The 23,763-nt window shown below is 67.6% G+C and carries 25 protein-coding genes and 1 other RNA gene; 14 read left to right on the top strand and 12 right to left on the bottom strand.

Features of this window, described 5'->3' with window-relative positions; genetic code table 11:
- Positions 1–45 precede the first annotated feature (45 nt).
- The 10 genes from RT456_RS10025 to RT456_RS09980 all read right to left on the bottom strand — a co-directional run bounded on the left by RT456_RS10025 (position 46) and on the right by RT456_RS09980 (position 10,831).
- The gene (locus RT456_RS10025) at positions 46–564 is read right to left on the bottom strand and encodes a CS1 type fimbrial major subunit (RefSeq protein WP_313345882.1); all 519 of its coding nucleotides are present in this window, start codon (positions 562–564) and stop codon (positions 46–48) included.
- Between the two features lie 211 nt (positions 565–775).
- Complete coding sequence (locus RT456_RS10020; RefSeq protein ID WP_313345879.1) at positions 776–2,053, bottom strand: citrate synthase; 1,278 nt, start codon at positions 2,051–2,053, stop codon at positions 776–778.
- A gap of 321 nt (positions 2,054–2,374) precedes the next feature.
- A complete protein-coding gene (locus tag RT456_RS10015; protein WP_313345876.1) occupies positions 2,375–2,641 on the bottom strand; it encodes a type B 50S ribosomal protein L31 in 267 nt (88 codons plus the stop codon).
- A gap of 108 nt (positions 2,642–2,749) precedes the next feature.
- A complete protein-coding gene (locus tag RT456_RS10010; RefSeq protein ID WP_313345874.1) occupies positions 2,750–3,688 on the bottom strand; it encodes a nucleoside hydrolase in 939 nt (312 codons plus the stop codon).
- Positions 3,689–3,974: 286 nt separating this feature from the next.
- Entirely contained in the window at positions 3,975–6,086 is a 2,112-nt protein-coding gene (gene recG, locus RT456_RS10005; RefSeq protein ID WP_313345871.1) for an ATP-dependent DNA helicase RecG, read from the bottom strand.
- Positions 6,087–6,094: 8 nt separating this feature from the next.
- Complete coding sequence (locus tag RT456_RS10000) at positions 6,095–6,481, bottom strand: RidA family protein (RefSeq protein WP_313345868.1); 387 nt, start codon at positions 6,479–6,481, stop codon at positions 6,095–6,097.
- A 109-nt stretch (positions 6,482–6,590) separates the two neighbouring features.
- Entirely contained in the window at positions 6,591–8,750 is a 2,160-nt protein-coding gene (locus tag RT456_RS09995; RefSeq protein WP_313345865.1) for a bifunctional (p)ppGpp synthetase/guanosine-3',5'-bis(diphosphate) 3'-pyrophosphohydrolase, read from the bottom strand.
- Between the two features lie 146 nt (positions 8,751–8,896).
- Entirely contained in the window at positions 8,897–9,196 is a 300-nt protein-coding gene (gene rpoZ, locus RT456_RS09990; RefSeq protein ID WP_017357259.1) for a DNA-directed RNA polymerase subunit omega, read from the bottom strand.
- A gap of 112 nt (positions 9,197–9,308) precedes the next feature.
- On the bottom strand, positions 9,309–9,974 hold the full coding sequence (gene gmk, locus RT456_RS09985; RefSeq protein ID WP_313345863.1) for a guanylate kinase: 666 nt from the start codon (positions 9,972–9,974) through the stop codon (positions 9,309–9,311).
- Complete coding sequence (locus RT456_RS09980) at positions 9,971–10,831, bottom strand: YicC/YloC family endoribonuclease (RefSeq protein ID WP_313345860.1); 861 nt, start codon at positions 10,829–10,831, stop codon at positions 9,971–9,973. The genes gmk and RT456_RS09980 overlap by 4 nt, the downstream gene beginning before the upstream one ends.
- Before the next feature lie 121 nt (positions 10,832–10,952).
- On the opposite strand from RT456_RS09980, the gene rph reads away from it, so the two are divergent.
- The 7 genes from rph to pepQ all read left to right on the top strand — a co-directional run bounded on the left by rph (position 10,953) and on the right by pepQ (position 18,311).
- On the top strand, positions 10,953–11,681 hold the full coding sequence (gene rph, locus RT456_RS09975; protein ID WP_313345857.1) for a ribonuclease PH: 729 nt from the start codon (positions 10,953–10,955) through the stop codon (positions 11,679–11,681).
- On the top strand, positions 11,678–12,067 hold the full coding sequence (locus RT456_RS09970) for a VOC family protein (protein WP_313345855.1): 390 nt from the start codon (positions 11,678–11,680) through the stop codon (positions 12,065–12,067). Before rph ends, RT456_RS09970 begins: the two co-directional genes overlap by 4 nt.
- The gene (gene rdgB, locus RT456_RS09965) at positions 12,064–12,657 is read left to right on the top strand and encodes an RdgB/HAM1 family non-canonical purine NTP pyrophosphatase (protein WP_313345852.1); all 594 of its coding nucleotides are present in this window, start codon (positions 12,064–12,066) and stop codon (positions 12,655–12,657) included. The genes RT456_RS09970 and rdgB overlap by 4 nt, the downstream gene beginning before the upstream one ends.
- Positions 12,658–12,763: 106 nt before the next feature.
- Positions 12,764–13,918, top strand: coding sequence for a radical SAM family heme chaperone HemW (hemW, locus tag RT456_RS09960; RefSeq protein WP_313345969.1), 1,155 nt, complete (start codon positions 12,764–12,766; stop codon positions 13,916–13,918).
- A 127-nt stretch (positions 13,919–14,045) separates the two neighbouring features.
- Entirely contained in the window at positions 14,046–16,562 is a 2,517-nt protein-coding gene (locus tag RT456_RS09955; RefSeq protein WP_313345966.1) for a DUF1631 family protein, read from the top strand.
- Complete coding sequence (locus RT456_RS09950; protein ID WP_313345849.1) at positions 16,559–16,906, top strand: PilZ domain-containing protein; 348 nt, start codon at positions 16,559–16,561, stop codon at positions 16,904–16,906. Before RT456_RS09955 ends, RT456_RS09950 begins: the two co-directional genes overlap by 4 nt.
- A gap of 82 nt (positions 16,907–16,988) precedes the next feature.
- A complete protein-coding gene (pepQ, locus tag RT456_RS09945) occupies positions 16,989–18,311 on the top strand; it encodes a Xaa-Pro dipeptidase (protein ID WP_313345846.1) in 1,323 nt (440 codons plus the stop codon).
- Positions 18,312–18,577: 266 nt separating this feature from the next.
- On the opposite strand, the gene RT456_RS09940 is transcribed toward pepQ, so the two are convergent.
- Positions 18,578–19,903 carry an aminopeptidase P N-terminal domain-containing protein gene (locus RT456_RS09940; RefSeq protein WP_313345964.1) on the bottom strand — a complete coding sequence of 442 codons (1,326 nt, stop codon included), beginning with the start codon at positions 19,901–19,903 and terminating at the stop codon, positions 18,578–18,580.
- Positions 19,904–19,910: 7 nt separating this feature from the next.
- Positions 19,911–20,459 (bottom strand): UPF0149 family protein, encoded by a 549-nt coding sequence (locus RT456_RS09935; protein WP_313345843.1) that lies wholly within the window; start codon positions 20,457–20,459, stop codon positions 19,911–19,913.
- Between the two features lie 152 nt (positions 20,460–20,611).
- On the opposite strand from RT456_RS09935, the gene RT456_RS09930 reads away from it, so the two are divergent.
- The 7 genes from RT456_RS09930 to RT456_RS09900 all read left to right on the top strand — a co-directional run bounded on the left by RT456_RS09930 (position 20,612) and on the right by RT456_RS09900 (position 23,761).
- On the top strand, positions 20,612–20,833 hold the full coding sequence (locus RT456_RS09930; protein WP_313345841.1) for a TIGR02449 family protein: 222 nt from the start codon (positions 20,612–20,614) through the stop codon (positions 20,831–20,833).
- On the top strand, positions 20,830–21,126 hold the full coding sequence (locus RT456_RS09925) for a cell division protein ZapA (protein ID WP_313345838.1): 297 nt from the start codon (positions 20,830–20,832) through the stop codon (positions 21,124–21,126). The genes RT456_RS09930 and RT456_RS09925 overlap by 4 nt, the downstream gene beginning before the upstream one ends.
- A 102-nt stretch (positions 21,127–21,228) precedes the next feature.
- Positions 21,229–21,413: non-coding RNA, 6S RNA (gene ssrS, locus RT456_RS09920), on the top strand.
- 70 nt (positions 21,414–21,483) lie between these two features.
- Entirely contained in the window at positions 21,484–22,098 is a 615-nt protein-coding gene (locus tag RT456_RS09915; RefSeq protein WP_313345835.1) for a 5-formyltetrahydrofolate cyclo-ligase, read from the top strand.
- Positions 22,095–22,571: an EVE domain-containing protein gene (locus tag RT456_RS09910; protein ID WP_313345832.1), complete on the top strand. Its 477-nt coding sequence runs from the start codon at positions 22,095–22,097 to the stop codon at positions 22,569–22,571. Before RT456_RS09915 ends, RT456_RS09910 begins: the two co-directional genes overlap by 4 nt.
- A 39-nt stretch (positions 22,572–22,610) precedes the next feature.
- The gene (rpiA, locus tag RT456_RS09905; RefSeq protein ID WP_313345829.1) at positions 22,611–23,258 is read left to right on the top strand and encodes a ribose-5-phosphate isomerase RpiA; all 648 of its coding nucleotides are present in this window, start codon (positions 22,611–22,613) and stop codon (positions 23,256–23,258) included.
- A 47-nt stretch (positions 23,259–23,305) separates the two neighbouring features.
- Entirely contained in the window at positions 23,306–23,761 is a 456-nt protein-coding gene (locus RT456_RS09900; RefSeq protein ID WP_313345826.1) for a DUF192 domain-containing protein, read from the top strand.
- The last annotated feature ends 2 nt before the right edge of the window (positions 23,762–23,763 follow it).

Raw genomic sequence — 23,763 nt, 5'->3', positions numbered from 1 at the left:
ATTACCGATGGCCGGCCGGCCCGCGAACGGGCCGGCACGGGGGACTTACGGGTTGCTGGCGTCCTGGGCGACGACCAGCGCAACGGTGCCGCTGTACAGACCAGCGAAATTGATTTCGCCGGACGTGGTCTGTGCCACCTTCAGCGGCATGGCGATCGACGCGCCCGGAATCGCGCTTTCGAACAGGTCGTCCGCATTGAACTCGATGGCGGTGGTATCCAGGGCGCGGCCATTGAGGCTCACGGTCAGCGGCACGTTGATGGCACCGGGCGCAGCCAGGTCCGGGCTGAGCACGGCAGCGGCGGCCAGGCGCACGCTGACGTTCTTTTCCACATCATTGCTGAAGATGCGCACGTTCTCGCTCCACGGCGCCAGACCGGCCCCGCCTGCGCGGTAGACGAGTTGAACGGCGTCCGGCAGTGCGGTGCCGTCGGCCTTCAGCAGTGACAGCGTCGGATCGACATTCGCCCAGACAGTGATGTTGGCTTCCACGGCGGCGTGGGCCGACAACGAGGCAGCGGCAAGCGCTACCGTCAAGGCAGCCTTCTTCAGGAGTTGCGACATGGTTTCTCTCTCGAAATGTACATGGGAGCTTTCATTGCGAAAGCACCGCCGGAGCAGGCATGCCTCACCGGCAGCGAAACCAGAGTAGTCATTGCCACCGAAGCGACCCATGCAATCATTCTCAAATCGATCGTGGCGCCACTGCAATTTCTTTTACCCAAAAAAAACGCCTCCGTGCGGAGGCGTTCTTTACTGCACTACAGAGGGCTTATCAGCTCTTGTAATCGCGTACGTCGCTGCCGGTGTAGACCTGGCGCGGGCGGCCGATCTTCATTTCCGGATCGACCTGCTGTTCCAGCCAATGCGCGACCCAGCCGGAGGTGCGGCCCAGGGCGAACATGACGGTGAACATCTCGGTCGGGATCTGCAGCGCCTTGTAGATGATGCCGCTGTAGAAGTCGACGTTCGGGTACAGCTTGCGGGCGACGAAGTAATCGTCCTGCAGCGCGGCCTGCTCAAGCTTGACGGCCACGTCGAGCAGCGGATCCTGCACGCCCAGCTGCTTGAGCACCTTGCCGGTCATCTCGCCGATGACCTTGGCGCGCGGATCGAAGTTCTTGTACACGCGGTGGCCGAAGCCCATCAGGCGGAAGCCCGAGGTCTTGTCCTTCGCCTTGAGCACGGCCGATTCGACGTTGTCGGCCGAACCGATTTCTTCGAGCATCTTCAGCACGGCTTCGTTGGCACCGCCGTGGGCCGGACCCCACAGCGCGGTGACGCCAGCGGCGACCGAGGCGTACGGGTTGGCACCGGTCGAGCCCACCAGGCGCACGGTCGAGGTCGAAGCGTTCTGCTCGTGGTCGGCGTGCAGGATGAACAGCAGGTCCAGCGCCTTCACCACATCCTGGTTCAGCTCATACTGGCCGTCGGCCGACTCGAAGGTCTGCTTCAGGAAGCGGCTGACGTAGTCCAGCGAGGTGTCCGGCGTGTTGGCCGGCAGGCCCTTGCCATGGCGGTAGATCAGGGCCGACAGGGTCGGCACCTTGGCGATCAGGCGCACGGCGGCCTGGCGGCGCTGCTCGGCGTCGGACAGGTCCAGCGAGGCATGGTAGATACCCGACAGCTGCGCGATGGCGGCGGTCAGGATGGCCATCGGATGGGCATCCTTGGCGAAGCTGCCGATCAGGGTGTTGATCGACGCATCGACGTTGGCTTCGGCAGCCAGCTCGTCGGTGAAGGCCTTCAGCTGCTCGGCGCTCGGACGCTCGCCGTTGATCAGCAGGTAGGCCACTTCGACGTAGCTGGACTTTTCCGACAGCTGCTCGATGGGATAGCCGCGATACAGCAGCACGCCCTTGTCACCGTCGATATAGGTGATGGCGGACTTGCAGCTGGCGGTGGCGGTGAAGCCGGAGTCGTAGGTGAAGAGACCGGTTTCCTTGGTCAGCTTCGAAATATCGACGCAATCGTTGCCGAGCGTGGGTTTGATGACAGGCAGAACAACCGACTTTTCGCCGGCGTTGAGCGTGACCTGATCAAGATCGGACACTGTGTGCGCTCCTCAGGGGAAGGCGCCCACCCAAGCGCATGGGGCAGGCACGTGAAAGAAGTCCACAGCCTGTGCTGTGGATCACGCCATTATCGCACAGCAACATTTGCCACGCCCTAGGACGGAAGTCGTAGACGAAGGGCCGCCCCACCCTGTCCGCGCAAGCCTGGCGGCCCTCCAGCCGGGCTGATATGGACACTGCGTTGCGCAGGCCCGGACAATTTATGAATCGCCGTTCATCCGCCAGCAGGGTTTACCGCAGGCATAAAAAAACAACGGCCGCCAAGGCGACCGTTGTTCTCATGCAGCAGCGTCGACAGCTTACTCGGCAGCAGCAGCCGCAGCCGGCTTGCCGAAACGCTTCTGGAACTTGTCGATACGGCCGCTGGTGTCGATCACCTTGTGCTTGCCCGTGTAGAACGGGTGCGAAGCGGAGGAGATTTCGATCTTGACGAGCGGGTACTCTTTGCCGTCTTCCCACTGCACGGTTTCTTTCGACGCCATGGTGGAACGGGTCAGGATCTTGAAATCGGAGGTAACGTCCTGAAACACGACGTCACGGTAGTTCGGATGGATATCGGCCTTCATGGACACACCGTAGAGAGTATGAAAAACGTAAGCGCGGCATTATAGTCCCAGCGCCCTGCAAGGGCAAGCCGGGATGTCCGCTACATGAACAGGCGCGCCGTGGCGGCCTTACTGGACCCCGAGGGCGGCACGGACCTGGGCTTCGAAGCGCCCCTGGTCGTACGCCATCAGCAGCTGGGTGTTGTCCGGCTGCCCGGTCTGGCGGTTCCAGTCGACAATGGTAGCACCGCGGCTGTGGACGCCGGCCAGTTCCACGTTCAGCGGCCGCGACTCGACCCGCAGCGCGCCCTCGGGCTGCAGCGCCCAGGCCATGGCCAGGGCATCGGCGGCGAACCAGCGCTCGCCCCGGCTGTCTTCGGACCACAGGCGGGTCTGGCGCGAGATCAGCTCATAGAAGCGCGCCTTGTCGCTGTCGGCGGCCAGCCACTGCTCGACGTCCGCGTGCAGCAGGCCGTGGGCGACGGTGGCTTCCCAGTCGGCCACTTCGATATGCGGGAAGCCGGTGAACACCACGTGCGCCGCCTCCGGGTCGAAGGCGATGTTGAACTCCGCGGCCGGGGTGATGTTGCCGTGGCAGGTCACCGCACCGCCCATGACCAGGAAGCGCTTCACGCGCTGCGGCAGGGTCGGGTCGAGCTTGAGTGCCAGGGCCAGGTTGGTCAGCGGGCCCAGCGCCACCAGGAACAGCTCGCCGGCGTACTGGTGGGACAGGCGCAGGATGGCCAGCGCGGCATGTTCGGCTTCCGCCTGGCGCGTTGCGGCCGGCAGGTTGACGTCGCCGAAGCCGTCCGCGCCGTGCACGTGGGCGGCATCGACGGAGGGGTGCAGCAGCGGGTCGGCGGTGCCGGCGAACACGGGCACGTCGTCACGACCGGCTACTTCGCACAGCTTCAACGCATTGCGGACGGTGTGGTCCAGGCCGACATTGCCGGCGGCAATGGTGAGGCCGACGACGTCGTGGCGTTCATCGGCAAAGGCCATCAACAAGGCCAGGGCATCATCGACGCCCGGATCGGTGTCGATCAACAGCGGGATCTTCTTGGTCATGCGTGCCGTCTTCATTAGCGGCAACGGAATGTCTCACCCCTACATGACAAATACAAGGCCAGCCCCGGCCATGTAGCCGGGCGCAAGCCCCGGACGGCTGATGCTGCCTGCCAGGCACGGAACAACGGGTGTAGATCCACGCCCTGCGTGGAGACCGCGCGCAGCGGCACACGCCTCCGGAGCCAGCAGACCAAGGCAAACGGCCACTCGCCGACGTTTGGACCAGAACGAAGAAGTGCATCAGAAATCCGGACCCTGTCCAGGTGCGGCCACGCAGGGCGCGGCTCTACGCGCCCGCGTATCGAACAGCGCTGCCAATCCATCTATGGACGATTCTGTCGGCTGCTTCCGGCGCATCGGCCAGCATGCGCTCGGCCAGCGCATGCACCCCCGGCAGCAGGTCGGCATCACGCGCCAGGTCGGCCATGCGGAAGCCGGCCAGCCCGGTCTGCCGCGTTCCCAGCAGTTCACCGGGGCCGCGCAGCTCCAGGTCCTTCTCGGCAATCACGAAGCCATCGTTGGTCTGGCGCATGGTTTCCAACCGCTCACGCGCCATGGACGACAACGGGGCCTGGTACAGCATCACGCAGCGCGACACCGCCGACCCGCGACCGACGCGTCCGCGCAGCTGGTGCAGCTGCGCCAGCCCGAGGCGCTCGGCGTTCTCGATCACCATCAGCGAGGCGTTGGGCACGTCCACGCCGACTTCGATCACCGTGGTGGCCACCAGCAGGTCGATGTCGCCGGCCTTGAACGCGACCATGGTGGCCAGCTTTTCGCTCGCCTTCAGCCGCCCATGCACCAGCCCCACGCGCACGCCGGGCAGCAGCGCCTGCAGCGATTCGAACGTGGCCTGGGCCGGGGTGGCGTCGAGCTCCTCGCTCTCCTCGATCAGGGTGCACACCCAGTACACCTGGCGACCCTCGCGACAGGCCAGCGCGATGCGCTCGATCAGCTCGGGACGACGATCATTGTTGAGCGCCACCGTCTGCACCGGGGTGCGGCCCGGCGGCAGTTCATCGATGGCCGACACATCCAGGTCGGCGTATTCGGACATCGCCAGCGTGCGCGGGATCGGGGTCGCGGTCATCACCAGCTGGTGCGGCACGCTGCGCCCACCAGCGCCCTTGTCGCGCAGCGCCAGCCGCTGGTGCACGCCGAAGCGGTGCTGTTCGTCGACGATCGCCAGCGCCAGGTCCTGGAACACCACCGCTTCCTGCATCAGCGCATGGGTACCCACCACCACCTGCGCGTCGCCGTTGGCCACCTGTTCGAGCACCTTGGTGCGTGCCTTGCCGGTGACCTTCCCGGCCAGCCAGGCCACGCGCACGCCCAGCGGCTCCAGCCAGCCACGCAGGTTGTTGAGATGCTGTTCGGCCAGCAGTTCGGTTGGTGCGGCCAGGGCCACCTGCTTGCCCTGCTCCACCGCCAGCATGGCCGCCAGCGCGGCAACGACGGTCTTGCCCGAGCCGACATCGCCCTGCACCAGCCGCAGCATCGGACTGGGCCGGGCGAGGTCGTCGCGGATCTGCTTGAACACGCGCTGCTGCGCGCCGGTCAGGGCAAACGGCAGCTGCTTGAGCAGTGCCTTGGCCAGCCGCCCCGGCCCGGCCAGCGGCGGCGCGTGGTGCGCCTGCAACGCGATGCGCTGACGGCGCAGGCTCAGGTGATGGGCCAGCAGTTCTTCCAGCGCGAGCCGGCGCTGGGCCGGATGGATGCCGGCCGCCAACGCGCCCAGGTTGGCGTCCGGCGGCGGCCGGTGCACGGTCAACAGCGCGCTGCGCAGCGACGGCAGCGCCAGCCCGTCGAGCCAGCCCGACGGCAGAAGTTCCAGCGTGCTCTCTTCCGGCAACCGGTCCAGCGCCTGGCCGATCAGCTTGCGCATCGTGGCCGGGCCCATGCCCTCCACCGTGGGGTATACCGGGTCCAGGCTGTCGCCCAGCGCCGGGTCATCCGTGCGGCCGAGGATCTGGTAGCTGGGGTGGACGATTTCCAGCCCGAGCTGGCCCGGCTTGGGCGTACCGAAGCAGCGCAGCCGGGTACCGACCGCGAACTGCCCGACCTGCTGCTGGCGGAAGTGGAAGAAGCGCAGCAGCAACGTGCCCTGCCCTTCATCCTCCACCGCCACCTTGAGTATCGGCCGGTAGCGCATGCCGCGCTCGACGGCCACTACCCGCCCTTCGATCTGGGCCGGCACACCGTTGCGCAGGTCCTGGATGCGGGTCAGCGCGGTGCGGTCCTCATAGCGCAGCGGCAGGTGCAGCCACAGGTCCTGCAGCGTGACCAGCCCCCGCGCCTGCAGCTTGCCGGCCACGGCCGGGCCGACCCCAACCAGCATCGCCAAAGTGGCTTCACCGGCCGGCGCCAGTGCCGGGGTCGCGACCGACTTGCGCGCCACGTGGCAGGTCAGTCGATGACCATCACCGCGTCAACCTCGAAGTTGGCGCCCTTCGGCAGACCGGAGACTTCGATGGTGGAACGGGCCGGGAACGGTGCCTGGAAGTAGTCCTGCATGACCGCGTTGACCTTGGCGAATTCGGCCAGGTCGGTGAGGTACAGACCCAGACGGACCACCTTGTCCAGCGAGCCGCCGGCGGCTTCGGCCACGGCCTTGAGGTTGTCGAAGGCCCGACGTGCCTGCGCCTCGATGTCACCGGCACCGACGATGTCGCCGGTGGCCGGATCGAGCGGAATCTGGCCGGAGAAATACACGGTGTTGCCGGCGCGCACGGCCTGCGAGTACGGACCGATGGCGGCCGGGGCGTTTTCGGTGTTGATGATCTGGCGGGACATGGGGTGCCTCGATATGTCGAACAATGGTGGCCATTGTATCGGTTTCGATCATTGCCGCGCCTCGCGCGGCCAGCCACGCAGGGCGTGGCTCTCCCCGTCGGTAACGCGCCTATTGGCGCCTTACCGACTGCACGACCGACAGGCGGCGCAGGCGCCGCATCACTTCGGCCAGGTGGTTGCGGTCGCGGACCTGCACGTTGAAGCAGAGCACGGCGGCATTGAAGTCGCGGTCCAGGTAGTCCACCCGCTCGATGTTGGAGTGGCTCTGCGCGATCGCCGCGGCCAGCTGCGCCAGCACGCCCGTACCGTTCTCCACTTCCACCACCAGCGAGGTGTCGTAATCGCCGGACACGGTGGTGTCCCAGCCGATCGGCACCCAGCGCTCGGGCGACTTGCGCAGCTCGGCCAGGTTCGGGCAATCCAGGCGATGCACCACGATGCCCTTGCCGGCAGTGTGGTAGCCCATGATGTCGTCGCCGGGAATCGGCTGGCAGCAGTTGGCGAAGCTGACCACGCCGCGCTCGCTGCCATTGATCAGGATCTTCTCCTGCGAATGCTTGGAATGCGCGCCACCGCGCAGCTCCGCATAGGCCATGAGCGCCTGCGCGGCCTGGTTGGGCATCCAGTTGCCCAGCGCCACTTCGGCCAGCAGGGCTTCCAGGCGCGGATAGCGGTGCTCGGCCAGGAACGCATCCAACCGGCCCTTGGGCAGGCGCTCCAGCGAACTGTCCATCGCTTCCAGCGCGCGGTCCAGCATGCGATGGCCCAGCTGCACGGCATCTTCGTGTTCCAGCTGTTTGAGCTGGTGGCGGATGGCGGTGCGGGCCTTGGAGCTCACCACGAATTCCAGCCACTGCGGCTTGGGCGTGGCCGAACGCGCGGTGATCACTTCCACGGTCTGGCCACTGACCAGCTTGGTGCGCAGCGGTACCAGCTTCTTGTCCACGCGTGAGGCGACCGCCATGTTGCCAACGTCGGTATGCACCGCGTAGGCGAAATCCAGCGCGGTGGAGTTGCGCGGCAACGCCAGGATCTTTCCCTTCGGGGTGAACAGGTACACCTCGTCCGGGAAGAGGTCGACCTTCACGTTGTCGAGGAATTCCAGCGACGAGCCGGCGGCCCGCTGCGAATCGATCAGCTCCACGATCCAGGCATGCGCGCGGCTCTGCGCACTGTTGGGACTGTCGCCGCCGAACTTGTAGGTCCAGTGCGCGGCCACGCCGCGCTCGGCGATCAGGTCCATTTCCTCGGTGCGGATCTGTACTTCGATCGGCGAGCCGTAGGGCCCGAACAGCACCGTGTGCAGCGACTGATAGCCGTTGGCCTTGGGAATGGCGATGAAATCGCGGAAGCGCCCGTCCAGCGGCTTGAACGTGGCGTGCACCGAGCCGAGCGCGTGGTAGGCGTTGGGCACGCTGCGCACCACCAGCCGGAAGCCGAACACGTCCATGACCTGGTCGAAGGATTTGTTCTCGTCGCGCATCTTGTTGTAGATGCTCCACGGGGTCTTGATCCGACTCACCAGACGGTGCTCCAGACCTTCCTTGGCCAGCCGCTGCGAGAGCTGCACCTCCACCTGCGCCATGGCCTCGCGGCGTACCACCGGCTGGCTGCGGATGTGCTTTTCCAGGATGGCGTGGCGCCACGGATACAGGGCCTTGAAGCCCAGGTTCTGCAGCTCGCTCTTGACCAGGCTCATGCCCAGCCGCTGCGCGATCGGGGCGTAGATTTCCAGCGTTTCGCGGGCGATGCGGCCGCGCGCCTCGCGGCTCTGCGCGCCCAGCGTGCGCATGTTGTGCAGGCGGTCGGCGAGCTTGATCATGATCACGCGCAGGTCGCGCGACATCGCCAGCAGCATCTTGCGGAAGCTCTCGGCGGCCGCTTCCTGGCGGTCGCGGAACTTCAGCTTGTCCAGCTTGGTGACGCCGTCGACCAGCTCGGCCACCGCTTCGCCGAACTCGGCGGCCAGCTCCTCGCGGGTCAGCGGGGTGTCTTCGATGGTGTCGTGGAGGATGGCCGCGATCAGCGCTTCCACGTCCAGGCCCAGTTCGGCCAGCACCTGCGCCACCGCCACCGGGTGGGTGATGTAAGGCTCACCGGACTTGCGGGTCTGGCCGGCATGCGCCGACGCACCCACTTCCCAGGCACGGCGCAGCAGCGGCAACTGATCGGGCGGCAGGTAGTGTGCCGCGCGCTCGAGCTGGAGGACGTAGTCGGGTACAGCCGCGCCGGGCGAGGCGGCGACCTTGGCAGAGGGGCCTGGGTTCATGGCTGGAAGACTATTCCAGCCACGGGATATCGGCAAATTATTGCGTCATGAGCGATGGGCAGAAGCGTTGTCAATCGCGAGACGAAACGCAGACAGCCCGCCGAGGGCGGGCTGTCTGGAATACCAGCGAACCATCGCGTGAGCGATCAGTCGTCGTTCTTGGACATGTCTTCGTCGGCAACGACTTCCGCCGCAGCCCACTCCAGCGCTTCACGCTCGGCACGCTCGCGCTCGGCCTTCTCGACTTCGTCGATCAGGGCGTTGTCGATCTTGCGGGCGGCAATTTCGCGCAGCGCCAGCACGGTCGGCTTGTCGTCGGTTTCGCTGTTGTCCAGGGTGGCCTGGACGCCATTGGCCAGCTGACGGGCGCGCTTGGACGCCATCATGACCAGTTCGAAACGGTTGTTCACGACTTCCAGACAATCTTCTACGGTGATGCGGGCCATGCGGGCTCCCGGCAGCCGGTAAGGGCTGCGCAATCGAATGAGGGAAAGGGGACGGATTGTACCGGCGGGGGCTGGACAAAATCAAGCCGACCCGCTACCCGCCCCTTATGAATCAGTCAGTTGTCGCCGAATCCTGGGTCAGCAAGGCCTGGATCAGGCCCGCGTGGCGGACCTTCTGGGCCTCCCGGCGCAGGCGGCTGGCCGTGAAGATGGCGCACAGCTCGTCCACGGCGGTCTCGAACACCTCGTTGACGATGACGTAGTCGAAGTCGTTGAAATGCAGCATCTCCTCGCGCGCCGCCGACAGCCGCTGGGCGATCACCGCCTCGCTGTCCTGCCCGCGCTTGCGCATGCGGTCCTGCAGGGCCTGCCTGGACGGCGGCAGGATGAACACCGTCACCGTGCCGGGCACCAGCTGGCGCACCTGCTGGGCACCCTGCCAGTCGATCTCCAGCAGCACGTCCTGGCCCGCGGCCAGCTGCGGTTCCACCGACTGCCGCGCGGTGCCCTTCCAGTCCCCATGCACCCAGGCATGCTCGAAGAAGTCGCCGGCGGCGATCATCCGTTCGAACTCCTGGGCGCTGACGAAGTGGTAGTGCTCACCATTGACCTCGCCCGGCCGCATCGCCCGCGAGGTGAACGAGATCGACAAGGCGATCTGCGGATCGCGCGCGAGAGTCGCGTTGACGATGCTGCTCTTGCCGGCCCCGGAGGGCGCGGCCACGATGTACAGCGTGCCGCGGGCCGTTTCCGGGCTCTGGATGGGCTGGCTGCTCATTCGATGTTCTGCACCTGTTCGCGGATCTGGTCGATCAGCACCTTGAGCTCGACGGCCGCGTTGGACGTACGGCTGTCCACCGACTTGGAGCCCAGCGTGTTGGCCTCGCGGTTGAACTCCTGCAGCAGGAAGTCCAGGCGGCGACCGACCGGCTCGCGCTGCGTGAACACCCGGCGGATCTCGACGATGTGGCTGCGCAGGCGGTCCAGCTCCTCATCCACGTCCAGCTTCTGCAGCCACATCACCAGCTCCTGCTCGGCACGACCGGGGTCGACCGGATGCGGCAGATCGGCCAAGCGCGCGGCCAGCTTGCTGCGCTGGCCCTCGCGGATCAGCGGAATCAGCGTGGTGACCTCGGCGGCGATGCGCTCGACACCGTCGACCCGTTCCTGGATCGCCGTGGCCAGCTTGTCGCCTTCGCGTTCGCGCGCGGCGACGAAGCCGTCCAGGGCCGCATCGAGCAGCGCCAGCGCTTCGGCATGCAGCGCGGCGGCATCGACCGCCTCGCCCTGCATCACGCCCGGCACCTGCAGCAGTTCGGTGAAGCTCACCTGCAGGCTGGGGAAACCCGAGGCCAGGCGGGTGGCCAGCTCACCGAGCTGGGCCAGCAGCGCGTCGTTGACCACCAGCGCGCCGGTGACCTCGGGCGCACGCAGGCGCATGACCAGATCGATCTTGCCGCGGCTGCAGCGGTTCGCGACACGTTCGCGCAGCTGCGGCTCCAGCGCACGCAGCTCCTCGGGCAGGCGCACGCCCACCTCCAGGAACCGGTGGTTGACCGAGCGCAGCTCACAGGCAAGCGTGCCCCACGGGGTGGCGCGCTCGCCGCCGGCATAGGCGGTCATGCTTCGAATCATGGGGGGTTTCCGGTGCTCTCAAAGTGCAAATGGTACCCTAGCGGTTCCTTTGGAGCCTCCTCGCCTGCCGGTCACCGGTCCGGGCGCGGTCCCGCATCCCCCGTCATACCGGAAGCCATCCATGTCCGATCCCCGTCCCAGCGGCCGCCAGGCCGACCAGTTGCGCGAAGTGCGCATCGAACGCGCCTTCACCCGCCATGCCGAAGGCTCGGTGCTGGTCAGCTTCGGTGAAACCCGCGTGCTGTGCACCGCCAGCGTGGAGAACCGCGTGCCGGGCTTCCTGCGCGGCAAGGGCGAAGGCTGGGTGACGGCCGAATACGGCATGCTGCCGCGCTCCACCCACACCCGCAACGACCGTGAAGCGGCCCGTGGCAAGCAGGGCGGCCGCACGCTGGAGATCCAGCGCCTGATCGGCCGCACGCTGCGTGCCTGCGTGGACCGTGGCGCCCTGGGCGAGCGCACCATTACCCTGGACTGCGATGTGCTGCAGGCCGATGGCGGCACCCGCACCGCCGCCATCACCGGCGCTTACGTGGCCCTGGTGGATGCGGTCAACTTCCTGCTCAAGCGCGGCGACATCAAGCGCAACCCGATCTTCGGCGCGGTCGCGGCGGTGTCGGTCGGCATCTACCGCGGCACCCCGGTGCTGGACCTGGATTACGCCGAGGACAGCGACTGCGATACCGACATGAACGTGGTGATGAACGACGGCGGCGGCTTCATCGAACTGCAGGGCACCGCTGAAGGCCACGCGTTCCGCCGCGACGAGCTGGACGCGCTGCTGGCCCTGGCCGAAAAGGGCATCACCGACCTGTTCGCGGCCCAGCAGGCTGCCCTGGCCCAGTCGTGAGCCGGCGCATTGCCCTGACCACCGTGGTGGTCGCCGAGTACGACGAGGCGATCGCCTGGTACACCGGCATGCTCGGTTTCAGCCTGATCGAGGACATCGACCAGGGCAGCAAGCGCTGGGTGGTGGTCGGCCCGACCGACGGCAGCGCCGCCGCGCTGCTGCTGGCGCGCGCCAGCAACGATGAACAACGCAGCCGGATCGGCAACCAGACCGGTGGGCGGGTTGCCTTCTTCCTGCATACCGATGACTTCCACCGCGACCATGCCGCGATGACCACCCGCGGCGTGGCGTTCCTCGAACCCCCGCGCGAAGAGCCCTACGCGACGGTTGCGGTGTTCCGCGACCTGTACGGCAACACGTGGGACCTGCTGGAGCCCAAGCCATGAAACTGGTCCTGGCCAGCGGCAACGCTGGCAAGCTGAAGGAACTTCAAGCCATGCTCGGCGGCCTGCCGCTGGAGATCGTGGCGCAGGGCGACCTGGGCGTGAGCGATGTGCCGGAGACCGGCCTGACCTTCGTCGAGAACGCGCTGATCAAGGCCCGCCACGCCAGTGCCAGCACCGGCCTGCCGGCACTGGCCGACGACTCGGGCCTGATCGTGGACGCGCTCGACGGCGCGCCGGGCCTGTACAGCGCGCGCTACGCCGGCAGCCCCACCAACGACGCCGCCAACAACGCCAAGCTGCTGGAGGCATTGCGCGACGTGCCGCCCGAGCGCCGTACCGCGCGCTTCTATGCAGTGATCGTGCTGCTGCGCCATGCCGAGGATCCGCAACCGCTGATCTGTGAAGGCACCTGGGAAGGCGAAATCCTGGATGCGCTGCGCGGCAGCCACGGCTTCGGCTACAACCCGCTGTTCCTCGACCCGGTGCTGCAGCAGACCGCGGCCGAGATGGCACCGGACCTGAAGAACGCCATGAGCCACCGCGCCAAGGCGCTGCAGTTGCTGAAGCAGAAGCTGCCGGCCCTGATGTGACTGGAATGCTGACCTTTTCCTGGAAGCCGGCCAGCGGCCGGCACGACCCGTGAACACCGCACACGACCATTGCCCCCCAGGCGAACACTGCGACCACGACCATGGTGTGTCGCTGGTGACCCCGCCGCTGTCGCTGTACGTGCACCTGCCCTGGTGCGTGCGCAAGTGTCCGTATTGCGATTTCAATTCGCATGCGGCCAAGGGCGAGCTGCCGTTCGAGGCCTACATCGATGCGCTGATCCGCGACCTGGACCAGGACCTGCCGCTGGTGTGGGGACGGGTGGTCAGCAGCGTGTTCTTCGGCGGCGGCACGCCCAGCCTGTTCCCGCCCGAGGCGATCGACCGCTTCCTGCAGGCGGCCGCGGCACGCCTGCGCTTCGCGCCGAACCTGGAAGTGACCCTGGAAACCAACCCGGGCACCGCCGAACATGGCCGTTTCGACCGTTACCGTGCGGCCGGGGTGAACCGGATCAGCTTCGGCATCCAGACCTTCAACGACGCGGCACTGCAGCGGCTGGGCCGCATCCACGACAGTGGCGAAGCCGAGCGCGCGGTGAAGCTGGCCCAGGATGCCGGTTACGACAACTTCAACATCGACCTGATGTACGCGTTGCCGGAGCAGACGCTGGCGCAGGCCGAGTACGACCTGGAGCGCGCGTTCGCCCTGCAGCCCACCCACCTGTCGCACTACCAGCTCACGCTGGAGCCCAACACGGTGTTCTTCGCACGGCCGCCCCAGGGCATTCCCGACGACGACTCGGCCTGGGACATGCAGGAGCATTGCCAGCGTCTGCTGGCCGAGGCGGGGTATGCGCAGTACGAAGTCAGCGCCTACGCGCGGCCCGGACGGCAGAGCCAGCACAACCTGAATTACTGGCGCTTCGGCGACTACCTGGGCATCGGTGCCGGCGCGCACGGCAAGATCAGTTCCGGCGCCGAACAGCACGTGCTGCGCCGCTGGAAGCACAAGCACCCGCAGACGTTCATGGACACCGCCGGCACGGCGGCGGCGATCGGGGGCGATGATGTGATCAGCGCGGACCGGCTGCCGTTCGAGTACATGCTCAACCTGCTGCGCCTGCATGAAGGGTTCGCGCTGAAGGACTTCGAGTCGCGCACCGGGCTGGACCGCGCGCAGATCGCCGCACCGTTGCAGACGGCCATCGCACGCGGCTGGATGACTCTGGAAGGCGGACACGCGCAGCCCACGGAGCTGGGGCGTCGGTTCACCAATGACGTGGTGGAGCTGTTCCTGCCGTAGGTCTGGCCCGGGCGGCCGGCCAGCGGCCGGCACTACCGGGAATCGTGTGAAAACGGTAGATTCCGGGGTCTCAGGGGAGCCGGAACTACAACGGATGTCTGCGTCCGCACCTTCAACACCGCCCGACATGGCCCGCTTCGCCGGCGTCAACGCACCGCCGCGCGTGCGCCGCCTGCTGGCCACGCTGCATGCATTGGCCGCGCAGACCCTGGGCAACCCGCTCAAGCTGACCATTGTCGAGCTCGAACGCGAGCTGTTCCGCGACGCCGAGCGCGCGCGCAACAGCCAGATCCAGGCCGATATCCTCGCCCAGACCCGGCGCCTGCAGGAGGTCAACGCGCAGTTTGCCGTGCGCTTCCTGGACGCACTGGCCGCCGCCCTGGCCGGACTGCGCGAACCGCGCGTGAGCCACCTGCCGGTCGCCAACGCACCGGTGCTGGCGACCACGCTGACCCTGGTGACCGATACCGACATCGACCGCGACATCGTGCTGGCCGACATCACCCGCCGCGAGGCCCAACGCTCCGCAAGCGCGCTGCAGCTGCTCGGCCAGCGTTTCGGGGTACTCGCTGCGGGCCCCGAGTTCGATGTCGAGGACCTGCCGTTCGGGCCCGTTGTGATGTGCCGCATCACCCGCGAACTGGGTGAACAGTTCGGACTCGGCCTGGAAGCCCAGCTGGCCCTGTACCGGGTGTTCGACCGCCAGTTGATCGAGCGGCTGAGCGAACTGCTGGAACGCGCCAACATCCTGCTGGCGCATGAAGGCATCCTGCCCGGCCTGGTCTACACCCCCTACCTGGCACGCTCGGCCACGACCCGACGGATCGTCACCGGCCCGGGCGCCGATCGGGCCAGTACGACCAGCCCTGCCCGCGAGCCGGGCACCGGCGGCCGACCGCTCACGGGCTGGAGTGGTTCGGCCAGCGCCGGCAACTGGGCGGCGATGACCAGCGAGGCGATGGGTGCGCCGCCCTCCTCGCCTGCGTCCGCATCGGGCGGTGCCACGGTCGGGAGCGGCGCGGCCGCGGACACCGCGCCGGCGCACACGGGTGCCACCCCGGACATGAACGCGCCGGCGCTGTCGGCGCTGCACCAGCTGCTCGACGCTGCACGCCATGCCCAGGCCGGCACGGGCGGCGCAGGCAACGCAGGCGCCGCCAATGCCCTTGCGCCCCTCCAGACAACCGGTGGCGCCCCGGGAGCAGCCGCGTCCGGCACGGCACCGGTTGCGTCCGGCGGCACGTCCGCGACAGCGCAGCACGGCACCGGGACGGACAGCGCGCCGTCCGCGACGCCTGCGGCGGCGGAACAGCCGGCCCCGGTGGCGATCTCCAGCACCACCCTGCATGCCACCCTGGCCAAGCTGCAGGCGCAGTCGGCCAGCGCCGGCACCGTCCGCCGCAGCATGGCCGACCTGCACAACGCGCTGCTCGCCCAGATGCGTGCCGACCACGGCCCGCAGGCGACGCTGACGGTGAAGGACAACGACACCTTCGACCTGCTCGACATGCTGTACGGGCAGATCCAGCGCGAGGTGCGGCCCGATGCGGCCGCCGTCGACCTGCTCACGCGCCTGCAGGTGCCGGTCGCCCGCGCGGCGTTGTCGGACCCGGCGTTCTTCGTCCGCGACCAGCACCCCGCACGCGAGCTGCTCAATGCAGTCGCCGAGGCCGGCGCCAACTGGCTGGGTGAGGACGACGTCGACCCGCAGCTGGTGCAGAAGCTGGACCGGGCCGTCGACAAGGTGGTCAGCGACTACGAGGGCGACGCTGCGGTCTTCGAAGCGGCCAACGATGAGATCCAACACCACTTCCGCGCCTTGGCACACAAGGCCGAGCTGGCCGAGCGCCGGCACGTGGAAGCCGCGCGCGGCAAGGAACGGCTGGAATCCGCCAAGCAGCAGGCCGGCGCCAGCATTGAACAGCTGTGCGCGCAGACCGCGCCGCCGCGTTTCGTGCAGTCGCTGCTGAAGCAGGCCTGGTCGGACGTGCTGACCCTGACCCTGCTGCGCAACGGCGAGGGCTCGGAGCAGTGGCACCTGCGCGAACAGGAGACCGCGCGCATCGCCGACGTCACCTGCCAGCCGCCCGGCAGCGCCGACAGCGATGCCGAACTCGGCCAGCAGGTCGAAGCGGCGCTGCTGCAGGTGGGGTATCACCAGGACGAAGCCGCGGCGATCTCGCGCCGGCTGTCCACCCCGGGCGGGGAGGACGACAGCAGTTCGCGCACCGAGCTGACCGCACGCATCCGCGCGCGGACCCGGCTGGGCGAACAGAGCGAGGGTGGCGAGACCCGTCGCGTCGCGCCTCTGGCCCGTACGCCGGCCGAGGAAGACTGCTACCGCCAGCTGCGCACCCTGCCGTTCGGGACCTGGTTTGAATTCACCACCAACCAGCAGGGCGACCTGCGCCGCCAGCGCCTGTCCTGGTACAGCCTGATCACCGACAACGCGCTGTTCGTCAATCCGCGCGGGCAGAAGGTCGGCGAGCATTCGCTGGACGCGCTGGCGCGGCTCATGGCCCACGGCCAGGTGCGCCTCGTCAGTGAAGACAAGAGCCGCCTGATCGACCGCGCCTGGCAGGCCACGCTGCGCACCCTGCGATCACTGGCGGGCAACAGCACCCCTGCGGAGGCCGCACCATGAGCACCGATACCCGCCGCGCTCCACGTCGCCAGGTCGCCGAACTGGTGCCGGTCACCGACATGATGGCCGAGGCGGTGGTTGGCCGGCTGGGCAACGTGTCCGAGACCGGCATGTTGATGCTGGCCTCGGTACCGATGAACGAGGACGCGCTGTACCAGCTGCGCTTCGCCATTCCTGGGCCACAAGGTCAGCCACTGCTGCTGGACGTGGGTGCCCACCTGCTGTGGTGCGAGCAGACCCACGCGCCGGGCCAGGCCTGGGTGGGCTTCCGCTTCCTGACCTTGGCGCGCGAGCACCGTGAACAGCTGCGGAGCTGGATCGCGCAGGAATCATCGGCGGTCTGAGTGCCGGTTCCGGCACAGCGCGCGCGGGCCGATTGCGGCAGAATCAGGGGCTGCAATCCGCACCGTTGAACGAGTCCACGCGATGAACCAGCCCGACCTCGCCGCCCTGTATTCCCACCATCTCAGCGTGCTCTGCCAGCGCGCCGACGAGGCGCTGGCGCGCGGCGGATTCGACCACCTGGTCATTCCGAGCGGCACCCTGCACTACCAGGCCTTCGACGACCGCGATTACCCGTACGCGGTGAATCCCAACTTCAAGGCCTGGCTGCCGCTGACCAAGGTGCCCAACAGCTGGCTGGTATACACCCCGGGCCAGCGCCCGAAGGTGATCTTCCACCAGCCGTTCGACTACTGGCACGTGGTGCCCGACGCGCCCAATGGCTGGTGGGTGGAGCACGTCGACATCGAGATCATCCGCACGCCGGACCAGGCGCTGGCACTGCTGCCGGCCGACGCTGCGCGGTGCGCGATCCTGGGTGAGCCGCAGAGCGCGCTGGGCGCGTTCATCCCCAACAATCCCGAGCCGGTCCTGCATTACCTGGATTGGCACCGCGCGTACAAGACGCCATACGAGATCGCGCTGATGCGCCAGGCCCAGCGCCTGGGCGTGCGCGGCCACCGTGCGGCCGAAGCGGCGTTCCGCGCCGGGGCCAGTGAGTTCGAGATCCACATGGCCTACTGCAGCGCGGTCGGCCAGGATGCCAATGAGCTGCCGTACGGCAACATCATCGGGCTCAACGAACACGCGGCCGTGCTGCACTACACCGACCTGGGCCGCACGGCGCCGCAGCCGCTGCGCAGCTTCCTGATCGATGCGGGCGCCAGCGCGCTGGGCTATGCCAGCGACATCACGCGTACCTATGCCGCCGCCGGACATGACGAATTCCAGGCGATGATCGACGCGGTGGATGCCGCCCAGCAGCAGATGGGCGCAGGCGTGCGCGCGGGCGTGGACTACAAGCAGCTGCACGTCGACGCGCACCTGTCGCTGATGGGCATCCTGAAGGACGTCGGCGTGCTCAGGGTTTCGCCCGAGGCCGCAGTGGCCACCGGCGTCAGCGCGGCGTTCTTCCCGCACGGCCTGGGCCATCTGATCGGCCTGCAGGTGCACGACGTGGCCGGCTTCGCCGCCAGCGACCGCGGCGGCCGGGTCGAGCGCCCGCAGGGCCACCCCTACCTGCGCCTGACCCGCGTGCTGGAGCCGGGCATGGTGGTCACCATCGAGCCGGGCCTCTACTTCATCGACATGCTGCTGGACGAAGTGAAGCAGCGTGGCCAGGCCGAGAGCATCGACTGGAGCCGCGTGGACTTCTTCCGCCCCTACGGCGGCATCCGCATCGAAGACGAAGTGCTGTGCACCGACGGCGACGCCGACAACCTGACCCGCCCGGAATTTGCCAGATGACCCCCGTAGTGCCGGCCGCTGGCCGGCTCCCCATGGAATCGAACATGCCGCGGTAGTGCCGGCCGCTGGCCGGCTCTTCATGGAATCGAACATTGCGTGGAGCCGGCCAGCGGCCGGCACTACGCTACGGGATCGAACATTGCGTGGAGCCGGCCAGCGGCCGGCACTACGCCATGGAATCGAACATTGCGTGGAGCCGGCCAGCGGCCGGCACTACGCCATGGAATCGAACATTGCGTGGAGCCGGCCAGCGGCCGGCACGGCGCTCAGCGGCTCGCCATGTCTTCTTCGATTTCGTCGGCACTTCGTGCCAGCGCAGCCGTCAGCACGTGGTGGCCGCTGTCGGTGATCACCACGTCGTCTTCGGTGCGGATGCCGATGCCGCGCCAACGCGCTTCCACGCTGCGGTCGTCGGCGCTGATGTACAGGCCCGGTTCAATGGTGAACACCATGCCCGGCTCCAGCAGGCGCGAGTCGCCGGCCAAGCGGTAGTCGCCTACGTCGTGCACGTCCAGGCCCAGCCAATGGCCGGTTTTGTGCCGGTAGAAGCGCTGGTAATGCGCCTCGGCGATGTTTTCCTCCAGGCTGCCCTTGAGCAGGCCCAGCTGCAGCAGCCCTTCGGTAAGCGTCTGCACCGCTGCCAGGTGCCCGGCCTCGTACGGTACGCCCGGGCGCGCCTGCGCCAGCGCGGCCGCCTGCGCCGCGCCAACCAGATCGTGCAGGATGCGCTGCTCGGCGGTGAAGCGGCCGTTGACCGGGAACGTGCGGGTGATGTCGCTGGCGTAACCGCGGTATTCCGCACCGGCGTCGATCAGCACCAGGTCGCCATCACGGCTGCGTGCGTTGTTGTCGCGGTAATGCAGGATGCAGCCGTTGGCGCCCGAGCCGACAATGCTGCCGTACGCGGCCCACGCATCGTTGGCGCGGAATTCGCGCTCCAGGTCGGCCTGCAGCTCGTATTCGTGGATACCCGGCCGCGCCACCCGCATCGCCACGCGGTGCGCCTGCACGGTGATGTCCGCCGCACGCTGCATCAACGCGATTTCCGCCTCGGACTTGAACAGCCGCTGCTCGTGCAGCAGGTGGCCCAGCTCCAGGAACTCATGCGGTGGCTGCGCCCCATGGCGAACCTGCGCGCGCACCCGGTTGACCCAGCCAATCAGCTTGAGGTCGAAGTCCGCGTCACGACCGAAGTGGTAGTACACCCGCGACCGGCCTTCCAGCAGCCCGGGCAGGATGTCGTCCAGGTCGTCGATCGGGTAGGCATCATCCATTCCGTACCGCGCCACCGCCCCTTCCTGGCCCGCGCGCGCACCGTCCCAGGCTTCGCGGTCGGCATCGCGCTCGCGGCAGAACAGGATCACCTCGCCATGCCGGCGGCCCGGGATCAGCACCAGCACCGCATCCGGCTCCGGAAAGCCGCTCAGGTACCAGAAGTCCGAGTCCTGGCGGAACGGATAGTGCGTATCCAGGCTGCGCACACGCTCGGAGGCGGCCGGCAGCACCAGGATGGCGTCATCGCCGGCCATCTCCATCAACTGCTGGCGACGACGCGCGTACTCGGCAGCCGAAATGCCGGTCAGCGGCTGGATATCCATTTCAATTCAGGCGTTGACGATGACGCGCCGCCATCACGCCGTCACCGTGCAGGATCAGCACGGCCACGCGGATGAACTCCTCGATCTCGGCCAGCGCATCCTCGTCGTCATCGTTGCCGCTTTCGAAGTCCTCGCTCGACGCCTGGGCCAGCTTGGCCAGGTCGTTCAGGGCTTCGTCGCCTTCCTCGGACAGCGTCGGACGCTGCTGACCCGCGCCCAGGCCGAAACCGCCCAGGAACGCGCGCGCCCAGGTGAACAGCGCATCGGCCTGCGCAGCGGTATCGCCGGCATCGGTCAGCAGGAGTTCGAAGGCGAAGTCGCGGTCTTCCAGCTGTGCCACGCTGGCATGCAGCAGGCGGTCCAGCGCATCGCCTTCGACGGGCGTGGGCAGGTTGTCATCGGCCAGCACCCGTGCCGGCCATTCACGCACCGGCGCGCCGCCGGCGGACAGCCAGCCGCACAGGCCGCCGTGGAGCTCAGCGGCATTGGCGCCCAGGCCCGATGCCTGGCTGGCCTGGTTTACGTCGTCAACACTGGGAAGTTCGGTCATCTTGGGCTCGATCAGGTGGGGCGCCAGCGCAGCCGGCGACCCCGGGTTGGCAGCGTCACAGTGTACCAATCCGCTGGTGGCAGCCGGATGGCGGACGCCCCTGCTTATTATTCGCTTGACCGCCTCCACCGCCCTTGCCTATCGTGCCGGACATGGAACCCCTCGACGCCATTACCCAATTGCAGGCCTTCGCCGCCCGGGTGGAGGCGTTGCTGGACCGGAACCAGCGCCTGGCCGAGGAGAACCGCAGCCTGCGCCATCAGCAGGAGCAGCTGGTCGCCGAGCGCTCACAGCTGCTGGCCAAGAACGAACAGGCCCGCTCCCGGGTGGAAGCGATGATCACCCGGCTCAAATCCCTGGAGCAGCACACATGAGCCAGACCGAACCGGTCAGTGTCCGTATCCTGGATCGTGAGTACACCGTGGGCGTAGGCGCCGAGGAACGCGAAAGCCTGACCGCCGCCGCCCGCCTGCTCGACGCCAAGATGCGCGAGATCCGCGGAAACAACCGCATGGCGGCCGTGGACCGCGTGGCCGTGCTGGCCGCGCTGAACCTGGCACACGAACTGCAGCAGCTGCGCGATGAACACGCGCGCCAGGCGGTGGCCCTGCAGCAGACGCTGACCGACCTGAACCGGCGGCTGGATCGTGCCATTGATGGCGCGTGACGCGCCGGCACTGCATACGCAGTCTTCATTGATCTGAATTCACCTGCAATCCGACCGACGAACGGCCTATCGCTCGGGACTCGGTTGGCTATAATGGCCGTGCGTTCTCTGCTGTGAACGACGGCGTGTGCAAACATTCGCCTTGTCCCTTAATTACGACCACGGGTGCGCGACGTCGCCGGGAGTGCAAGTCCGCCTTGTAGCGGGAAGCCCAATGGAGGCCCAGCGTACCCACTTGAACCCCGGGTTCAAGGTCGTTTCGCACGCATCGTCACCGCGGAGAATGCAGTATTCCTGCAAGAGCGACGTTCCATCGGGACGTCGCTCTTGTTTTATCCGGCCCCAACGGACCCAGGCATGACCGACCCGCGCTCCGCACTGCGACAGCAGCTGCGCCAACGCCGCCGAGACATTCCCGCCGCGCAGCGCCTGGCCGCCGCCGAACAGCTCGCCGATGCACTGCTTGCACTGCCATTCGCGCCATCGCACGGCCACGTGGCCGGGTATTGGGCGCTGGATGGCGAGATCGCCCTGCACCGCTGGCAGATGCGCCTGCCCGACACCGCCACCTACTGCCTGCCCGTGCTGGCCGGCGACACGCTGCGCTTTGCGCCGTGGCGCCCGGGCCAGCCGCTGACCGCCAACCGCTTCGGCATTCCCGAACCCGACCTTGCGCTGGACGACACCCTGTCGCCCGAGCAGATGGCGCTGGTGGTGGCACCGCTGGTGGGCTTCGACGCGCAGTGCCGGCGGCTGGGCATGGGAGGCGGCTGGTATGATCGCAGCTTCGCCTTCCGCCACCAGCGCCCGGCGCCACCGTGGCTGGTGGGGGCCGGCTTCGCACTGCAGCAGGTCGACGACCTGCCGGTGCAACCGTGGGACGTGGGTGTGGATGCGATCTGCACCGAGACGTTCACCCAGTTTCCGCGTACCGGCCCACGGCCGGTACCCACCACGACAGATCCCGCATGACCGCACGCAAGCGTTACTGGCTGATGAAGTCCGAACCGGACGCCTTTTCCATCGATGACCTGAAGCGCGTAGGCCAGGAGCCCTGGAACGGCGTGCGCAACTACCAGGCGCGCAACTTCATGCGCGACGGCATGAAGGTCGGCGACGGCGTGTTGTTCTACCACTCCAACACCAAGGTGCCGGGCATCGTCGGCGTGGCCACGGTAGCCACCGAGGCCTATCCGGACGAAACCCAGTTCGACCCCACCTCCGACTACCACGACCCCAAGGCCACCCGCGAAACGCCGCGCTGGCTGCTGGTGGACGTGGCCTTCGAGCGCAAGCTGCGCCACACCATTTCGCTGGACGAAATCAAGCTGCATGCCGACGCGCTGGGCGAGGGCTTCCCCTTGATCGCGCGCGGCAACCGGCTGTCGATCCTGCCGGTGACCGCGGCGCAGTGGAAGCTGCTGCTGTCGCTGGAAAAGCACTGACCCCTTTCTCTTCACCATTGCCATAGAGAGTGTCCCGCCATGTCCGAAGCCAAGCGCCTGGCCGCAGAAAAAGCCCTGGAATACGTTGAAGACGGCATGATCGTCGGCGTCGGCACCGGGTCCACCGTGGCCTACTTCATCGACGGCTTGGCCCGCATCCAGCACCGCATCAAGGGCGCCGTGTCCAGCTCGGAACAGAGCACCGCGCGGCTGAAGCAGCACGGCATCGAGGTGCTTGAACTGAACCACACCGGCAACCTGTCGCTGTATGTGGACGGTGCTGATGAGTGCGACGGCAACAAGTGCCTGATCAAGGGCGGCGGCGCCGCGCTCACCCGCGAGAAGATCATCGCCGAGGCCAGCGAGCGCTTCGTGTGCATCATCGACCCGAGCAAGCGCGTGCCGGTGCTGGGCCGCTTCCCGCTGCCGGTGGAAGTCATTCCGATGGCACGCAGCTTGGTCGCCCGCCGCATCATGGACATGACCGGCGGCCAGCCGGCCTGGCGCGAAGGCGTGGTGACCGACAACGGCAACGCCATCCTGGATATCCACCACCTGCAGATCACCGATCCGGTCGCGCTGGAGCGTGAGCTCAACCAGCTGCCCGGCGTGGTCTGCGTGGGCCTGTTCGCGCGGCGCCCGGCCGATGTGGTGATTGTGGGCGGCGAACCGCCCCAGGTGTTCTGATTGCCCTGGCCGGCACGCCCGTGCCGGCCCAACCGCGAGGATTACGTATGCCCTTCATGCGTCTGCTGCTGCCGCTGCTGTTGCTGCTCACCCTGTCCGGCTGCGCCAGTGCCGGCGCCAGCCATTGGGTGGAACTGGGCGGTGCCCGCTACCAGGTCGAACTGGCCACCAATGACGAAACCCGCGCGCGCGGGCTGATGTTCCGCGACGAGATGCCGGCCGACCACGGCATGCTGTTCCTGCACGACCGCCAGGAACTGCAGGCGTACTGGATGAAGAACACCAAGATCGCGCTGGACATCCTGTATTTCGACGACCAGCGCCGCCTGGTCAGCCAGCAGCGCGACGTGCCGCCGTGCTCGGCCGGCGATCGCTGCCCGCCCTACCCCAGCAGTGGCCCGGCGCGGTACGTGCTGGAGCTCAATGCCGGGCAGGCCGAGAAGCTGGGCCTGCAGGACGGCGCCGTTGTCACCTTCGGCCCGGGGATCGCCGATCGGCCCTGAGC

The sequence above is a fragment of the Stenotrophomonas sp. genome (assembly GCF_032099025.1).
Classification (GTDB): Bacteria; Pseudomonadota; Gammaproteobacteria; order Xanthomonadales; family Xanthomonadaceae; genus Stenotrophomonas.
This window is presented reverse-complemented; position numbering and strand designations above follow the sequence as displayed.

Coding starts and splice junctions, on each gene's coding strand:
- RT456_RS10025 (WP_313345882.1), bottom strand. CDS start 564: ATGTCGCAACTCCTGAAGAAGGCTGCCTTGACGGTAGCGCTTGCCGCT.
- RT456_RS10015 (WP_313345876.1), bottom strand. CDS start 2,641: ATGAAGGCCGATATCCATCCGAACTACCGTGACGTCGTGTTTCAGGAC.
- RT456_RS10010 (WP_313345874.1), bottom strand. CDS start 3,688: ATGACCAAGAAGATCCCGCTGTTGATCGACACCGATCCGGGCGTCGAT.
- RT456_RS10000 (WP_313345868.1), bottom strand. CDS start 6,481: ATGTCCCGCCAGATCATCAACACCGAAAACGCCCCGGCCGCCATCGGT.
- RT456_RS09995 (WP_313345865.1), bottom strand. CDS start 8,750: ATGAACCCAGGCCCCTCTGCCAAGGTCGCCGCCTCGCCCGGCGCGGCT.
- rpoZ (WP_017357259.1), bottom strand. CDS start 9,196: ATGGCCCGCATCACCGTAGAAGATTGTCTGGAAGTCGTGAACAACCGT.
- gmk (WP_313345863.1), bottom strand. CDS start 9,974: ATGAGCAGCCAGCCCATCCAGAGCCCGGAAACGGCCCGCGGCACGCTG.
- RT456_RS09980 (WP_313345860.1), bottom strand. CDS start 10,831: ATGATTCGAAGCATGACCGCCTATGCCGGCGGCGAGCGCGCCACCCCG.
- rph (WP_313345857.1), top strand. CDS start 10,953: ATGTCCGATCCCCGTCCCAGCGGCCGCCAGGCCGACCAGTTGCGCGAA.
- rdgB (WP_313345852.1), top strand. CDS start 12,064: ATGAAACTGGTCCTGGCCAGCGGCAACGCTGGCAAGCTGAAGGAACTT.
- RT456_RS09955 (WP_313345966.1), top strand. CDS start 14,046: ATGGCCCGCTTCGCCGGCGTCAACGCACCGCCGCGCGTGCGCCGCCTG.
- RT456_RS09950 (WP_313345849.1), top strand. CDS start 16,559: ATGAGCACCGATACCCGCCGCGCTCCACGTCGCCAGGTCGCCGAACTG.
- pepQ (WP_313345846.1), top strand. CDS start 16,989: ATGAACCAGCCCGACCTCGCCGCCCTGTATTCCCACCATCTCAGCGTG.
- RT456_RS09935 (WP_313345843.1), bottom strand. CDS start 20,459: ATGACCGAACTTCCCAGTGTTGACGACGTAAACCAGGCCAGCCAGGCA.
- RT456_RS09930 (WP_313345841.1), top strand. CDS start 20,612: ATGGAACCCCTCGACGCCATTACCCAATTGCAGGCCTTCGCCGCCCGG.
- RT456_RS09925 (WP_313345838.1), top strand. CDS start 20,830: ATGAGCCAGACCGAACCGGTCAGTGTCCGTATCCTGGATCGTGAGTAC.
- RT456_RS09915 (WP_313345835.1), top strand. CDS start 21,484: ATGACCGACCCGCGCTCCGCACTGCGACAGCAGCTGCGCCAACGCCGC.
- RT456_RS09910 (WP_313345832.1), top strand. CDS start 22,095: ATGACCGCACGCAAGCGTTACTGGCTGATGAAGTCCGAACCGGACGCC.
- rpiA (WP_313345829.1), top strand. CDS start 22,611: ATGTCCGAAGCCAAGCGCCTGGCCGCAGAAAAAGCCCTGGAATACGTT.
- RT456_RS09900 (WP_313345826.1), top strand. CDS start 23,306: ATGCCCTTCATGCGTCTGCTGCTGCCGCTGCTGTTGCTGCTCACCCTG.